This window comes from Amycolatopsis xylanica (assembly GCF_900107045.1).
GTDB classification, from domain to species: Bacteria; Actinomycetota; Actinomycetes; order Mycobacteriales; family Pseudonocardiaceae; genus Amycolatopsis; species Amycolatopsis xylanica.
The window spans coordinates 1-15,457 of the sequence record NZ_FNON01000002.1 but is presented as its reverse complement, the minus strand read 5'-3'; the positions used below and the strand labels follow the sequence as shown (position 1 = coordinate 15,457).

The following is a 15,457-nucleotide window of genomic DNA, read 5'->3' as shown; positions in this document are numbered from 1 at the left end:
CCCCCTTCGTACCCAGACCTCCCCTAGACCGAGCGGCCGCCGGAAAGGTTGAGCGTTCGCGAGGGTAATTTCGGGGCATGGACCTCATCCCGCGGCCCCGCGCCGAGGTCGCGCCCGGCGCGGTGCACGTCCCCGATTGGCTGGACCTGGAAACCCGGCGGCGATTGGTCGCCGCTTGCCGGGAATGGGCGACGCCGCGGGCGGGCTTCCGGGCCGCGCGGCTCCCCAATGGTGGGGTGATGTCGGTGCGAACGGTCTGTCTCGGCTGGCACTGGTACCCGTACAAGTATTCGAAGACCATCGACGACGTCGACGGCGCGCCGGTCACGCCGTTCCCCGGATGGCTGGCCGAGCTGGGGCAGCGGGCGGTGTCGGACGCTTATGGCGCGGCTGTCGAGTATCAGCCGGACATCGCGCTGATCAACCACTACGACAGCGCCGCGAAAATGGGGCTGCACCAGGACAAGGACGAAGCGAGCCTGGAGCCGGTGGTGTCGCTGAGCCTGGGCGACGCGTGCGTGTTCCGGTTCGGGAACACCGAGCACCGGGGACGGCCGTGGACCGACGTCGAGCTGCGCTCAGGTGACCTGTTCGTGTTCGGCGGGCCTTCGCGGCTCGCGTTTCACGGCGTCACGAAGACGTTGCCGGACCACGGTGATCCCGATCTGGACTTGAGCGGGCGGCTGAACATCACGCTCCGGGTTTCTGGTTTCTGAGCACGAACCGCACATGCTGGCCCGGTCGCGCCTGCGCGGCGAGATCCACGTCGGGTTCGTCCACCACGGCGACCACGGGGTAGCCGCCGGTCACGGGGTGATCGGCCAGGAACAGGATCGGATCGCCCGCGGGCGGGACCTGCAGTGCGCCGGGGACTGCGGCCTCCGGCGGCAACTCGGCGTCGTTGGCGCGCACCAAAGTGGGGCCCGCCAAGCGGACGCCGACCCGGCTCACGTCGGAGGTCACTTGGAACGGGGCCGAGGCCAACTGGGCCAAAGTGCCCGTGACGAACCAGTCCCAGCGCGGCCCCGGGGTCACGTGCAGGACCAATTCGTCCGGGAAAGCACACTGTGGAGCCAAATCCGCGGCTGGGAACGGCAGTGTTCCGCGACCGAGCGGCACGGTCATTCCCGGCGTCAGCGCGGGAGGGCCGAGCTTGGCGAGCGTGTCCGTCGAACGGGAGCCCAGCACCGGCGTGACCTCGATCCCACCCCGCATGGCTACGTAGTTTCGTAAGCCTTGAGAAGGTGCGTCGAGCGAGAAGTCCTCTCCGGCTCGCACCAGGATCGGCACGCCCAGTCCCGGCGAACGGCCACCGCGCACCACACAAACGGCTCCGGTGACGGCCACCCAGGTGTCTTCCGAGAAACGCACGCGCAGCCCGCCGAAGGTCACCTCGAGCGCCGCGTGCGACTCGGGGTTGCCGACCAGGCGATTGGCCAGCCGCAGCGACGCCCGGTCCGCCGCACCCGCACGGCCGACACCCAGCGCGGCCAAGCCGGGCCGCCCCAGATCCTGGACGGTGGTCTGCGGACCGGGCGCGAGAACCTCAAACTTCATGGAACCGGACCCTGGTCCCGGGCGCGAGCAGCTGCGGCGGGTCGCGGTCGACGTCCCAGACCGCGAGCGAGGTGTGCCCGAGCAGCTGCCAGCCGCCGGGCGACTCGTTCGGATAGATGGCGGTGTACTCGTCGGCGATGGCGACGGAACCGGCGGGCACGCGGGTGCGCGGTGTCCGGCGGCGAGGCAGCCGCAGCGCGGGGTCGAGCCCGGTCAGGTAGCCGAAACCGGGCGCGAACCCGCAGAACGCGACCGTGTACGCGCCTGCGGTGTGCCGGGCGATCACCTCACGCTCGCTGAACCCGGTTTCGGCAGCCACGTGCGCGAGATCTTCACCGTCGTAGGTCACGGGCACGGCGACCTCGCTGCCACCGGAACGGTCGGTCTCGGTGAACGAGTATTGCCGGACCGTGTCGCAGAGCCGTTCGAAACTCGTGCGGTCCGGGTCGTAGCGCAGCAGGATCGTGCGAGCCGCGGGCACCAGCTCGACGAGACCGTCCGGTGGCTCGCCGTCGATCGCGGCCTGCAGGCCGAGCACCTCTTCGATCCGGTCGAAGTCGACCAGCGCGGCCCGTGCCCCATAACGCAGGATGCGCATCAGGCGAACGATCCGATGTCGACACCGGCCGCCACGAGTCCCTCGCGGATCCGGCGGGCCAGCTCGACAGCGCCGGGGGTGTCGCCGTGCACGCACAACGACGCCGGTTCGAGCTTGAGGACGCCTTCGGTCGTCTCGACCTCGCCAGCGGTCGCCATGGTGACCGCGCGTTTCGCGACGAGATCGGGGTCGTGCAGCACCGCGCCGGGTTCCTTGCGGGAGACCAGCGTGCCGGCCGGGGTGTACGCGCGGTCCGCGAACGCCTCGGCGACCGCGGTCAGCCCGAACTCCGGCGCCAGCCGCTCCAGCTCGGAGCCCGGCAGGCACAGCACCGCCAGATCGGTGCCGTACCGCCGGATCCCGTCGAGCACGGCCGCCGCCTGCGCGCTGTCCACGGTGGCCGTGTTGTACAGCGCGCCGTGCGGTTTCACGTACTTCACGCCGGAGCCCGCCGCGATCGCGAACGTGTCGAGCGCGCCGATCTGGTACATCACCTCGTTGGTCAGGTCGTCCGGCGCGATGTCGAGCGCGCGCCTGCCGAACCCGGCCAGGTCGCGGTACCCGACGTGCGCGCCGATCGTGACCCCGCGTCCGGCCGCCCGCTCGCAGACGCGGCGCATCACGCTCGGGTCGCCCGCGTGGAAGCCGCACGCGATGTTGGCGCTGGAGACGATGTCGAGCATCGCCTCGTCGTCGCCCATCTTCCAGGCCCCGAAGCCCTCGCCTAAATCACTGTTGAGGTCCATTCACACCACCCGATAGTCCGAGTCTCGCCGGTCTGAGACGAACATGTGTCCTGGCGCGTGCGTGATCGCGAACGGCGGCCGCGACGCCATCAGTGCGGCCTGCGGCGTCACCCCGCAGGCCCAGAACATCGGCACGTCACCGGGTTCCGCGTCGACCGGGTCGCCGAAGTCCGGCCGCCCGAGGTCACGGATACCCAGCCGGGCGGGATCGCCCACGTGCACGGGTGCGCCGTGCACCGCGGGCATCGCGGCGCTGATCCGGGTCGCGTCCTCGACCCGGTCCGCCGGGATCTGCCGCATCGAGACCACCATCGGCCCGTGCAGCCTGCCCGCAGGCCTGCACTCGACGTTCGTCACGTACATCGCAACGTTGCGGCCTTGATCGACGTGCCGCAACGGGATGCCCGCTTCGGCGAGCGCGGTCTCGAACGTGAAACTGCAGCCGATCGAGAACGCGACCAGGTCCGTCCGCCACAACCCGCTGACGTCCGACACCTCGCCCGCGAGCTGGCCGTTCTCCCACACTCGGTAGAGCGGCAGGTCGGATCGGAGGTCCGCACCGGGCGCGAGCGTGGTGGTCGGGTCGCCGGGTTCGCTGACGTCGAGCACCGGGCACGGCTTCGGGTTGCGCTGGCAGAACAGCAGCACGTCGTAGGCCCAGTCCTCGGGCACGGCGATCAGGTTCGCCTGGGTGAAGCCGGACGCCCAGCCCGCCGTCGGCCTGGTCTTGCCGGAGCGGAACAACGCGCGGGCGGCGGCCGGGGTGAGCGTCGACGGGTCCTGCATGGTGGTCATCTCCAGCCCCTTCCTAGGTGAGGACGCGGCCCCGGGTCTCCGGCAGGCCGAACAACGCGAGCGCGGCGATGCCGTAGCCGACCGCGCCGAGCACGAGCGCGCCGCCGACGCCGTAGAAACCGACCACGGTCGGGAAGACGGCGCCGATCGCGCGGCCGAAGTTGTAGGTGAAGCCCTGGCCGGTGCCGCGCACCTCGGTCGGGTACAGCTCCGCGAGGAACGAGCCGAAGCCCGCGAAGATCGCCGACATCGAGAAGCCGAGCGGGAAGCTCAGCACCAGGATCAGCCCGTTCGCGCCGTGCGGGACCTGCGTGTACGCGAAGATCAGCACGGCCGAGAGCACCGCGAAGATCCAGATGTTCTTCTTGCGCCCCAACAGGTCCGTGAGATAGCCGCCGCAGACGTAGCCGATGAACGCGCCCGCGATGAGCACGGCGTAGTAGCCGGTGCTGTTGATGACCGTCAGCTCGCGGGTCTTCTTCAGGTACGTCGGCAGCCAGGTCGCGAGCGTGTAATAGCCGCCCTGCACACCGGTGGACAGCAGCGCCGCGAACAGCGTGGTGCGGAGCAGGTCGCCTTTGAAGATCGCGGTGAACGAGCCTTTCGACGCCGAACGCTCGCGGCGTTCGGTGGCCTCGTCGGCGTCTTGGACGTTGCGGCGCACCCAAAGGACGAGCAGCGCGGGGATGACACCGGTCCAGAACAGGATCCGCCAGGCGATGTCGTCCGGCGCCGCGGTGAACACGATCGTCTGCACGAACACGAGCAGGCCCCAGCCGACCGCCCACGAGCTCTGCACGAAGGCGACCGTGCGGCCGCGGAACTTCGGCTTGGCGTATTCGGCGATCAGGATCGCGCCCGCCGCCCACTCGCCGCCGAACCCCAGACCTTGCAGGCCACGCAGCACGAGCAGCGTTTCGAAGTTGGGCGCGAATCCGCAGGCCACGGTGAAGATGGTGTACGTCGCGACCGTCAGCTGCAGGGTTTTGACGCGGCCGATCCGGTCCGCGAGGATGCCGGCGCCCGCGCCGCCGATCGCGGAGACCACGAGCGTGACCGTGCCGAGCAGGCCGCCGGTCCCGGTCGAGATGTGGAAGTAGGCGATGATCGCGCCGATGCTGAACGGCAGCACCCAGTAGTCGTAGGAGTCCAGCCCGTACCCGCCGAACGCGCCGGCGAACGCACGGCGTCCGCGCGGGCTGAGCGTGCGGTACCAGGCGAACGGCCGGGTGTCTTCGTCTGTGGCGGCTATCGCGTTCATCAGCACCTCGCTTCGAAGGACCTCATCGTGGCATGGCTCACACGGTAGATGATTGTTGAACAATTCCACAAGACTCTTGTCCTATTGATGACAGAGTCTCATGGTGACAAAGCCTCATGTTGAGTAAGATGACAAGGTGATCACCGCCGATGACGGGCCAGCGGCCGACGGGCTTGCGGCAGACAGAGCCCTGCTGGGCCGCACGAGCACGGCGCAACGCGTCGCGGACATCCTCGGCACGCGCATCGCGGAGGGTTTCTTCAAGCCGGGCGAGCGGCTGTCCGAGCTCGACATCGGCACGGCGCTCGGCGTCTCCCGCAACACCTTGCGCGAGGCCTTCCGCCTGCTCACCCACCAGCGGCTGCTGACCCATGAGCTCAACCGCGGTGTCTCAGTGCGCAAGCCGACGGTCGAAGACGTCCGCGACATCTACCGGGTCCGCAGGCTCATCGAATGCTCGGCGGTCCAGGCGCTCACCAAGCGCCCCGCGGAGTACGAAAAGCTCGCCAAGGCGGTCGCCGACGGTGACCTGGCCGCCCGCGAAGAGCGCTGGCGTGACCTCGGCACGGCGAACATCCACTTCCACGGCGCCATCGCGTCGCTCGCGCACAGCGAGCGCGTCAACGAGCTGATGACCGTGCTCTCGGCCGAGCTGCGCCTGGTCTTCCAGCAGATGACCGATCCACGCCGGTTCCACGAGCGCTACCTGCCGCGCAACCACGACATCCTCGAGTTCATCGGCAAGGGCGAAGGCCCGGGCGCCGCCGCGCTGCTCTCGTCCTACCTCAACGACGCCGAACGCCAGCTCGTCGACGCCTACACGAAACTGGAGTCGTGAGTGTTTTGGCCGGTTAGAACCGGCCGTACCACTCACGACCCCATCAGAGCTTGGCGACCAGCAGCCCGATCAGCCTGGCGACCTCGTCGTCGGTGAGCTCTTCGGTCGCGTCGCCCACGGTGACCCCGGTCTGGCTCAGCCCCGGCAGCCCGGTCGCCTCGAAAGCGTTGAACAACCACACGGCCTCGGCGTCGACGAGCGCGCGGTGCGCCTCGGTGAGCTGCTCGGGCGTGCCGGGCAGGAAGACCCGGAACGCGTTCGTGTGCGGCGGATCCGGATTGACCGACACCCCGGGCACCTGGGCGATCGCCGCGGCCAGGCTACGGGCACGCGTGCGGTACCCGTCGATCTTCGGCAATCGGGCGCGCAGGCCTTCGCGCGCGGCGAGCACGTACGGGAACACGGTGAAGACGTTGCCGCCATGCCGCGTCGTCCACGGGACGGTTTCGTCGATGACGTCCTCGTCGCCCGCGATCACGCAGCCCGCGAGCCCGCCGATCGTCTTGTAGAACGACACGTACACCGAATCGGCGAGCGCGGCGACCTCGGCGAGCGACTTGCCGTAGTACGGCGCGCTCTCCCACAGTCGCGCGCCGTCGAAATGCAGCGGGACGCGGTTCTCGCGGCACCAGTGCGAGATCGCGGTCAGCTCGTCCCAGCTCGGCAGCTGGTGCCCGCCCATGCTGATCGGCAGCTCGACCGTGACCACCCCGAGCGGCTGGTTGACCTTGCGCAGGTCGTCGAGGGTGAACGGGCCGGTGCCGCCGAGCGTGATGCCTTCCAGCCCGTGCAGCCGCCGGTAGCCGTCGTCTTCGTCGCGTTCGATGTGGCTGAGCGCATGGAGCGCTACGGTCCGGCGGCGGGACCGTTCGGCCCATACGCGCAGCAAAGCCTGCTGTGCCATCACGCCTTTGACGACAAAACGACCTTTCGGCTTGCCGAGCAGCCGCGCGACATCGGTTTCGAGCTGCTGCAGGGCGGGACCTTCGTTGTACAGGTCCGGCGCGTCGTCCGCGCCGGGCGCGTCCGCGAGGTGCGCCAGCCATTCGCGGCTGGTCAGGCGCCGGTGGCCGGAGAGGAAGCGGTCCGCGCCGGCGAACCGGCCCTGCCAGATGTTCATGCCCGCCACTCTAGGGTTCCCCACGGCGGCGGGCAGGCAGAACGGGATTTAGCGGGCTTTATCCCGGGAAAGCACCGGGATAAAGCCCGCTAAATCGTTAGCCCGCGTACTGCGCGAAGATGCGGGTGAAGTCCCAGTTCTGCTGGGCGACCCCGGAGCAGGTGTCGTTGTTCGGGTAGCCGCCGGGACACGGCCGGTCCCGGTTGGTCGACCAGAACGTCAGCCGCGCCAGGTGGTGCGCGTTGGCGTAGTTCAGGATCGTGCGGAAGTCGTTGAGCGTCACCGTCTCGTTGACGTCGGTGATGCCGTTCATCGACGAGATCCCCATGCGCCGGTACGCCTGGTCGTCGCTGTACCCGTAGGCGTTCTTGACCGCGTTCTTGAGCCCTTCCGCGGCTTGAACGGTCAGGTTGCCCATGTTCTGGCCCGCGCCGCCGAAGTCGAACGGCATGATCGTCCAGCCGTCCATGGTCAGCCCGGAGGCCGCCGCCCGGTTGATCAGGCTGGTGTCCGGCCCGCTCTGGCCGGTGCCGATCGTGAAGTACAGCTTGATTCCGGGGTTGTTGGCGCGAATGGTCTTCAGCGCGTCGATCGTGCGCTGCTGCACGGTCGGGTTCGAGTACGCGTCTGCCTCCAGATCGAGGTCGATCGCCTTGAAGCCCAGCCCGTTGATCACCTTCTGATACGCCGCCGCCAGCTCGCCCGCGCTGCCGCACGACGACTCCAGCTTGTTGCCGCTGTAGCCGCCGAACGACGGGATGACGTCGCCGCCCGCGCCGCGAATCGCGTTGACCGTGCTCTGGTCGACGCCGCCGGTGAGCGCGCGGCCGCCGTCCCACTGCGGGTTGCAGTAGCCATTGGACAGCACGAAGGCGAGCGTGAACCACTTGACGCCGGTGGCCTGCATGATCGTGGTCGGGCTCGGCGGGTTGCCCCAGCCGTTGTAGAGGTACGGCGCGACGGCCATCGCGCCGGGGCCCGGCGGCACGGACGTGCCGGTCGGCAGGTTCCACTGCTGATTCGCGCCACCGCCACAGGTCCAGATCTGCAACCGGGTCCCGTTGGCCGAAGTGTTGCCGGTGACGTCCAAACACTTACCGGAGCCGGTGTTCACGAGCTGTTTGGACGCGTTCGCGGACCATTTCTGCGCGCCGGTCCCGTTGCAGTCGTACAACTGGATCTGCGCGCCGTCGGCGGTCGACGCCGCGGTCACGTCGAGACACTTCCCGAGCGCCTGCACCGAGCCGTCGGCGTTGGTGGTCCAGGTCTGCGCCCCGGTGCCGTTGCAGTCGTAGAGCTGGATCGCCGTGCCGTTGGCGCTGTTGGCGCCCGCGACATCGACGCATTTGCCCGCCAGACCGGTGATCGCGCCGGTCGCGGCTTGCGCGGGCACGGCGAAGAGCGAGGTGAGGATGGCCGCGCCGCCTAGCAGCGCGAAAACCTTACGCATGGTGAACTCCTTCACGCTGGGAGGTTCCACTGCTGGTTGGCACCCGATCCACAAGACCAGATCTGCAGGCGGGTGCCGTTGGCCGAGTTGTTGCCGGTGACGTCCAGGCATTTGCCGGAACCCGCACCGACCAGCTGTTTCGACCCGTTGGCCGTCCATCTCTGGTTGCCGCCGCCCGCGCAGTCCCACAGCTGCAGCTGCGCTCCGTCCGCTGTGGACTGACCGGTGACGTCGAGGCACTTGCCGAGCGCGCGGAGGGTGCCGTCGGCGCCGACGGTCCATTGCTGCGCGCCGCTGCCGTTGCAGTCGTAGAGCTGCACGGCGGTGCCGTTGGCGCTGTTGGCGCCCGCGACGTCGACGCACTTGCCGGCGAGCCCGGTGATCGGACCGGTCTTGCCGCCGCCGCTGCCCTGCGTGCCGTTCCAGGTGAACGTCGCCGAAGTCTTGCCGGGCAGGTTGTACGTGAACGACTGGTTGCCCCAGTTGACCCGCACGCTCTGCGCGCCCGCTCCCGGGTTGTACGCGATCAGCGCCTTCGAGCCGTCGGGGTTCTTCCACGCGACATTGCGCACGGCCGTGTCGTTCGACTCGATCCGGTACGCGCCCGGCTTCACGAACTTGGTCAGGTGCCCCATCGTGTAGTACTCGACCGTGTAGTCGACCTGCCCGTGCCTGGAGTCTCCATTGTGGACGGTGATGAACCCGGTGCAGACGTCGCAGCCGCCGTTGTGCGGCTTCATATCCTGGTCCAGCGCCAGGCTCCACTTGACGATGCTGCGGCTCCAGTTGCGCGTGTAGTCGACGATGTTGAGCATGTCCTCGGCGTGCTGGTTCGAGACCCAGGTGCCGCCGGAGTGCTCGGTGCTGTACGCGTTCATCGACGGGTACCGGTTGTGCACCACGGTCTGCTGGTTGACATCGCCGCCGTAGCCGTGCCAGGCCATGCCGCCGAAGTTCGGGTCGTTGCGGATGGCGGCGTCGTCGACCGTCGGCGCGGCGAACTCGTCGTACTTGTCCCAGTTCCAGTCCAGCGCGAGTACCTTGGTGGACAGACCGGCGCCCCGCAGCGAGGGCAGCAGGTTGGTCTTGGTGAAGTAGGCGAGCCCGGAACCGTTCCAGTTCATCGACGGATAGCTGGGACAGCAGGTCGGCTCGTTCTGGACGGACACGTAGTCGATCGGGATCCCTTGTCCCGCATACGCCTGGATGTACTTGACGAAGTATTGCGCGTACGCCTGGTAGAACTCCGACTTGAGCCAGCCCTGCTTGAAGTCGCCGTTGTCCTTCATCCACGGCGGCGGGCTCCAGGGCGAGCCCATGATCTTGATCGCCGGGTTGAGCTGCTTGGCCTGCTTGGTCAGCGGCACGACGTCGGCGAGGTCGTGCTGGATGGAGAACTTGCTCAGGCTCGGGTCGGTCTGCCCGGCGGGCAGGTCGTCGTAGGAATAGCTGAACCTGGCGAGATCCGAAGACGCCATCGGGTTGCGGATGAAGCTCAGCCCGATGCCGCTGCCCGGGTCGAACAGCTTGCGCATGACGTCGTCGCGGGTGGCCTGGCTGAGCGCGCCGCTGGAGTTCATGAGCCAGGCCGCGGTGTCCGTGAAGGACGCTCCGCCACCTTCGAACTGCTGATATCTGGTGTTCTCGTTGACATTGATCGTCTGCCCGCCGGAGCCGGTGCCCGGCGAGAAGTTGATCGAAGCCTGCTGCTGGAGACCGCGGGTGACGTGCACGCCGCGGCCGTCGTCAGTGGTGGTGAGCCAGATGTTCACGCTCTCGCCCGCGGCCTGAGCCGGGACGTTGACGAGCGCGGCGGTCACCAGCGCCGCTGAGAGAAGGGGGAGAAGACGTTTCATGCCGAGGGGACCGTCCACTTCTGGTTGGCGCCCGAGCCGCAGGTCCAGATCTGCAGGCGGGTGCCGTTGGCCGAGGAGACGCCGGTGGCGTCGAGACACTTGCCGGAGCCCGAATTCACCAGCTGTTGTGACGAGTTGGCCGTCCACTGCTGGCCGCCGGACCCGTCGCAGGTGGTGATCTGCGCCTGGGTTCCGTTGGCGGTGCCGGGTACCGCGAGGCACTTGCCGAGCGCCTTCACCGCGCCGCCGCCGACCGTCCACTGTTGAGCGTTCGTGCCATTGCAGTCGTAGAGCTGCACGGCGGTCCCGTTGGCGCTGTTGGCGCCCGCGACGTCGACGCACTTGCCGCCGTAGCCGGTGATCTGCCCGACGCCGCCGCTCGGCGGGGTGCCGCCCCCGACGAACTGCGAGGCGGCCTGCTCACCGACCGAGACCGCGCGGCCGTGGTCTTCGATCGGGTTCACCCGCGAGCCGGGGAAGACGATGTAGGTCACCGGGCCTGCGGTGCCGCCGTTCTTCGGGTCGGGGTTGATGCCGAGGTCGACCGCCGTCGCGTACGACGCCTCACCGGCGATGCCCGCCGGGCCGGTGTCGCCGACGACCGCGTATTCGACTTTGTTGTTGTAGATGACCGCCACCACGTCTCCGCCGTCGATGCCCTGCGAGCGGTAGTCCCAGGTGCCCGAAGGCTGCGGCAGCACCACATACGGCAGCTGCGCGGCGTTCAGCGGCTGGTCGGTCGAGGTGTGGAACGCGGTGTCGTTGTAAAAGCAGCAGTCGGTGTTCTCGTTGCATTGCGTGGTACGGACGCCGTCGCAGTCGATGTCCAGGTCACCGGTGAAGTGGACCGCGCTGCCCGTCTTGCAGACCGGAATGGTCGCCGCGCCGCCCTCGTCGGTGGCGTACTTACCGTTCGAAATCTGCTGACACGATGAGACTTTCGCGAGTAGCTGGGCCGCGGTCGGTCCTGCTTGGACGGACTCGGTCTTCGCCAGTGACGCGCCGGGCACGTTCCACTGCTGGTTGGCGCCGCCACCGCAGTCCCAGATCTGCAGCCTGGTCCCGTTGGCGGAGTTGTTGCCGGTGACGTCCAAACACCTGCCGGAGCCGGAGTTCACGAGCTGTTTGGACCCGTTCGCGGTCCATTGCTGCGCACCGGAACCGTTGCAGTCGTAGAGCTGGATCGGGGTGCCGTTGGCCGTTCCCGCGCTGGTCACGTCGAGGCATTTGCCGAGCGCTTTCACCGCGCCGCCGCCGACCGTCCACTGCTGAGCGCCGGTGCCGTTGCAGTCGTACAACTGCACGGCGGTTCCGTTGGCGCTGTTGGCGCCCGCGACGTCGACGCACTTACCTGCCAGCCCGGTGATCGGCCCGGTGTTGCCCGAGCCGGTGTTGCTGGTGGTGACGTGCACGTAGTCGACGACCAGCTGCTGCGGGAAGACGGTGCTGCCATTGGGATCGCCAGGCCAGTAGCCGCCGACCGCGAGGTTCAGGATGATGTAGAAGGGGTGGTCGAAGACCCAGCGGTTGCCGTTGAGGTCGGCCGGGGTGCGGGTCTGGTAGACGTTGCCGTCGACGGACCACGTGATCTTGTTGGGCGCCCAGTCGATCGCGAACGTGTGGAAACCGTCGGAGAAGTTGGGGCCGCTGTAGCCGGCGCCGATGCCGCCGCTGCCCGAGTAACCGGGGCCGTGCAGCGTGCCGTGCACGGTGTTCGGCTCGAAACCGACGTTCTCCATGATGTCGATCTCGCCGCTGTTGGGCCAGCCGACGCTGCCGATGTCGTTGCCCAGCATCCAGAACGCCGGCCACATGCCCTGGCCGCGCGGGAGTTTCATCCGCGCTTCGTAGCGGCCGTAGGTCTGGGTGAACTTGCTCGCCGTCGAAAGCCGCGCGGAGGTGTACTCGCAGCGGCCGTACCAGCAGTTGTAGTTGCCGGGATTCTCTTTCTTGGCGGTGATCACCAGGTTGCCCTGGCCGTCGAGCTTCGCGTTGTTCGTGCCCGAGGTGTACCACTGGCGTTCGTGGTTGTTCACGTTGTCGCCGGTCTCGAACTGCCATTTCGAGCCGTCGATCCCGCTGTTCGCCGGACCGTTGAAGTCGTCGGTGAAGGTGGCGGCCTCGATGGCGGCGGGCCCCGCTGACGCTGCTGTGGTGATCGTGGTGGTGATCGTGGGGACGAGGAGAGCGGCAGTCGCCAGCAGGAGGCCGAACCGCCCGAGTCGGGTTGACATCATTGTCACCTCTCGTTTGTTGCGCGTGGCAACAAACGAGTATCCATGGTCCATACCATGGAGACAACTACTAACTTTAAGTCACGAACAAAGGTGGGGAACTAAGCCACGGCGCTCCCGTGCGCGCCCGTCCGGGTGTCCGCGCCCTGCTCCAGCAACGCCGCGACGGGCAGCGTGGCGGCTCCTATCGCCACCGCGTCCGGCCCCAGCTGACCGAGTTCGATCGAGGTCTGGCCGAACGGATGGTCCAGCGAATGCCGCCTGGCCGACTCGGTGATGTCGGCCAGCGACGCCTCGCCGATGGTCAGGCCTGCCCAGCCGCCGAGCACGATCCGCTCCGGGTTGAACAGGTTGATCAGGTTCGCGATGCCGGCGCCGAGGTAGCCCGCGGTCTCTTCGAGCACGCGTGCGGCCGACTTGGACTTCGCGGCCGCGGCGACGAGACTTTCGAGCTGCGCGGGCTCGTCCGCGCCGGGGACCGTCCGCCCGCCGCGTGCCTTGCGGTAGCGCTCGAGTATTCCGGCGGCGCCGACGTACGCCTCGAGGCAGCCGTGCGAACCACAGCGGCAGACCTGCCCGCCGTACGCGATGGTCGTGTGGCCCCATTCGCCCGCGCTGCTCGTGGAACCGCGGTAGGTGTTGCCATCGGTGATCACCGCGGCGCCGACGCCGGAGCCGATGAGCAGTATCACCGCGTGCCGCGCGCCCCGGCCCGCGCCGAACCACATCTCGGCCTGGCCCTGGGTCTTCGCGCCGTTGTCGATGTACAGCGGGAGATCGATGCCCTCGGCGCGCAGCAGGTCTTCGAGCGCGACGTCGTTCCAGCCGACGGTCGGCGCGTGCACCAGCACCTCGTCGCCGTGCTCGACCGTGCCGGGCACGCCGATGCCGACGCCGAGCAGGCTCGACTCGTCGACGCCGGTCTCCGCGAGCACCTCGCGCAGCCCGGAGCCGACCTGCGCGACCACCGCGGACGGCGACGGGCGCGACGACGGCAGCGCGTGGTCGACCGTGGCGAGCCGGTTCATCGCCAGGTCGAACAGCTCGACCTTGACCCCGGTCTCGCCGATGTCGATGCCGGCCACGTGCCCGTACTCCGGATCGACGCGCAGGAGCACGCGCGGGCGTCCGCCGTCCGATTCGACCAGCCCGGCCTCGACGATGAGCTGCTCCTCGGCGAGCTCACCGGTGACATTGCTGACGGTGGCGGCGCTCAACCCGGTCAGCTGGCTGAGTTCGTGACGGCTCAGCGGACCGTCGAAGTACAGCTTCGACAGCAGCAGGGACCGGTTGTGGCGCCGGAGGTCCCGGACTGTGGTGCGCTTCGCTGCCATGAGCTCCCCATCTCGGCTTCGGGCATATATGAGACAGCATGCCTGATCGCCTATTTTGTGGCCATGAATTAACTAGTGAATTAAGACTGATTCCTCAGCCGATCCGGTTACTGTCTGGCACAATCCCCGGTGTGACTCGCGCGGTACAACAGACAACGCGGGACCTCCGCCGCCACAACCGGGCCGCGCTGCTGTCGCAGCTGTACTTGCACGGCCCCGGCAGCAGGCTGGAACTGATGCGCGCGTCGGGGCTGAGTTCCGCCACGGTGAGCAATGTCGTGTCCGATCTCGTCGCGGACGGGCTGGTCGCCGAGGCCGGTTCGATCGACTCCGACGGTGGCCGTCCCCGCACATTGTTGCGGGTCCGGCCCGAGTTCGGCCACGTGGTCGGGGTGGACATCGGCGAGACGCACCTGCAGGCGGGGCTGTTCGACTTCGCGCTGACGACGGTCGCGACCGCCACGTACCCCATCGCCGACGCCAAGCTCGACCCGGAGAAGCTGGCCGCGCTGGCCATCTCGGGCATCGCCGATGTGATCGCGCAGGTGCCGGGCCCGGTGCTCGGTGTCGGGATCGGCGTGCCCGGCGTGGTCAAATCCGGCGGTCTCGTGCACGCGCCGACCCTGGGCTGGTCCGGGGTGCCGTTCACCTCGATGGTCCGCGCGGGCGTCGACGGCCCGCTGTTCGTCGACAACTGCGCCCGCACGCTGGGCCAGGCCGAGATGTGGCGCGGCGCGGGCCGGGGCGCGGACCGGGCGATCATCGCGCTGCTCGGCGTCGGCATCGGCGCGGCCATGACCGCGGACTCCGGCCGCGGCGTGACCAGCACGACCAGCGAGTGGGGCCACACGGTCATCCAGGTCGGCGGCGCCGCGTGCCGGTGCGGCTCGCGCGGCTGCCTCGAGGCTTACGTCGGCGCCGAAGCCATCCTGCGGAGTTACCGAGCGTTACCGGGGGCCACGCGTCTGCGGGCCTCAGACACAGAATCCCGATTGGTCGAACTGGTCACCCGCGCCGCCGAGCCGGGCGCGGCGGCCACCGTCCTCGACACGACCGCCGAGTATCTGGGCATCGGGATCTCCAACCTGGTCAACCTCCTCGCGCCCGACCGCGTGGTCCTCTCGGGCTGGGCCGGCGAAACCCTCGGCCCCGCGATCCTCCCGGCCGTCCGCGACGCGGTCCGCCGCCACGCCCTCGACTACATGTACGGCCAGACCGAGATCGAACTCGGCCAGCTCGGCCAGGAGGCCGTCGCACTGGGCGCGGCCACCCTGCCCATCGGCCAGCTCCTGTCGACCGGCGGCCACCCCCTCGCCTAACAGTGAAAGCCCGAAAGTGGCTTTCGTCAGGTCTTATCTGACTAAAGTGGGGTGGTTTCAACTGGTTGTTGCAAGTAGTGCTTTGTCTAGTGCTTGTGCTGGTGTGAGCAGGCCGAGTGTAGGGCGTGGTCGGGTGTTGAGGCGGAGGGCGACGGTGTCGCAGTGGGTTTGGGTGAGGTGGCGCAGGTCTGAGCTTTTGGGCCAGTACTGGCGTAGCAGGCCGTTGGTGTTTTCGTTGCTGCCGCGTTCCCAGGGGCTGTGTGGGTTGCAGAAGTAGACCTGCAGGCCGGTGTCGAGGGTGAACTGGGCGTGCTGGGCCATCTCGTTGCCTTGGTCCCAGGTCAGTGAT

At 68.4% G+C, this 15,457-nt stretch carries 14 protein-coding genes; 3 read left to right on the top strand and 11 right to left on the bottom strand.

Features of this window, described 5'->3' with window-relative positions; genetic code table 11:
• The first annotated feature begins 77 nt into the window (after positions 1-77).
• Positions 78-716, top strand: coding sequence for an alpha-ketoglutarate-dependent dioxygenase AlkB family protein (locus tag BLV57_RS07700; RefSeq protein ID WP_091287959.1), 639 nt, complete (start codon positions 78-80; stop codon positions 714-716).
• On the opposite strand, the gene BLV57_RS07695 is transcribed toward BLV57_RS07700, so the two are convergent.
• From BLV57_RS07695 to BLV57_RS07675, 5 genes are read right to left on the bottom strand one after another with little or no spacing between them, the layout of a single operon-like run.
• Entirely contained in the window at positions 691-1,557 is an 867-nt protein-coding gene (locus tag BLV57_RS07695) for a 5-oxoprolinase subunit C family protein (protein WP_091287958.1), read from the bottom strand. The two genes, BLV57_RS07700 and BLV57_RS07695, sit on opposite strands and share 26 nt — an antisense overlap.
• Complete coding sequence (locus BLV57_RS07690) at positions 1,547-2,155, bottom strand: 5-oxoprolinase subunit B family protein (RefSeq protein WP_091287957.1); 609 nt, start codon at positions 2,153-2,155, stop codon at positions 1,547-1,549. Before BLV57_RS07690 ends, BLV57_RS07695 begins: the two co-directional genes overlap by 11 nt.
• The gene (locus tag BLV57_RS07685) at positions 2,155-2,901 is read right to left on the bottom strand and encodes a LamB/YcsF family protein (RefSeq protein ID WP_091287956.1); all 747 of its coding nucleotides are present in this window, start codon (positions 2,899-2,901) and stop codon (positions 2,155-2,157) included. Before BLV57_RS07685 ends, BLV57_RS07690 begins: the two co-directional genes overlap by 1 nt.
• Positions 2,902-3,696 (bottom strand): putative hydro-lyase, encoded by a 795-nt coding sequence (locus tag BLV57_RS07680; protein ID WP_091287955.1) that lies wholly within the window; start codon positions 3,694-3,696, stop codon positions 2,902-2,904.
• Positions 3,697-3,709: 13 nt separating this feature from the next.
• On the bottom strand, positions 3,710-4,957 hold the full coding sequence (locus BLV57_RS07675) for an MFS transporter (RefSeq protein ID WP_091289010.1): 1,248 nt from the start codon (positions 4,955-4,957) through the stop codon (positions 3,710-3,712).
• Between the two features lie 136 nt (positions 4,958-5,093).
• Here BLV57_RS07675 and BLV57_RS07670 point away from each other — a divergent pair, with 136 nt between their 5' ends.
• Positions 5,094-5,795 (top strand): GntR family transcriptional regulator, encoded by a 702-nt coding sequence (locus tag BLV57_RS07670; protein WP_091287954.1) that lies wholly within the window; start codon positions 5,094-5,096, stop codon positions 5,793-5,795.
• Between the two features lie 43 nt (positions 5,796-5,838).
• Here BLV57_RS07670 and BLV57_RS07665 read toward each other — a convergent pair whose 3' ends face one another.
• The 5 genes from BLV57_RS07665 to BLV57_RS07640 form a co-directional block, all read right to left on the bottom strand.
• The gene (locus BLV57_RS07665; RefSeq protein WP_091287953.1) at positions 5,839-6,915 is read right to left on the bottom strand and encodes a threonine aldolase family protein; all 1,077 of its coding nucleotides are present in this window, start codon (positions 6,913-6,915) and stop codon (positions 5,839-5,841) included.
• A 97-nt stretch (positions 6,916-7,012) separates the two neighbouring features.
• A complete protein-coding gene (locus BLV57_RS07660) occupies positions 7,013-8,365 on the bottom strand; it encodes a chitinase (RefSeq protein WP_091289009.1) in 1,353 nt (450 codons plus the stop codon).
• 11 nt (positions 8,366-8,376) lie between these two features.
• On the bottom strand, positions 8,377-10,221 hold the full coding sequence (locus tag BLV57_RS07655) for an RICIN domain-containing protein (protein WP_091289008.1): 1,845 nt from the start codon (positions 10,219-10,221) through the stop codon (positions 8,377-8,379).
• Positions 10,218-12,455, bottom strand: coding sequence for an RICIN domain-containing protein (locus BLV57_RS44390; RefSeq protein WP_425425965.1), 2,238 nt, complete (start codon positions 12,453-12,455; stop codon positions 10,218-10,220). Before BLV57_RS44390 ends, BLV57_RS07655 begins: the two co-directional genes overlap by 4 nt.
• A 101-nt stretch (positions 12,456-12,556) precedes the next feature.
• Positions 12,557-13,789, bottom strand: coding sequence for an ROK family transcriptional regulator (locus tag BLV57_RS07640; protein ID WP_091287952.1), 1,233 nt, complete (start codon positions 13,787-13,789; stop codon positions 12,557-12,559).
• Positions 13,790-13,920: 131 nt separating this feature from the next.
• Between BLV57_RS07640 and BLV57_RS07635 the strand changes: the two genes are divergently transcribed.
• Positions 13,921-15,108, top strand: a complete 1,188-nt coding sequence (locus BLV57_RS07635) for an ROK family transcriptional regulator (protein ID WP_091287951.1) — start codon at positions 13,921-13,923, stop codon at positions 15,106-15,108.
• A 57-nt stretch (positions 15,109-15,165) separates the two neighbouring features.
• On the opposite strand, the gene BLV57_RS07630 is transcribed toward BLV57_RS07635, so the two are convergent.
• Positions 15,166-15,457 (bottom strand): IS30 family transposase (locus tag BLV57_RS07630; RefSeq protein WP_143047012.1); only part of this gene is annotated, 292 nt, incomplete at its 5' end.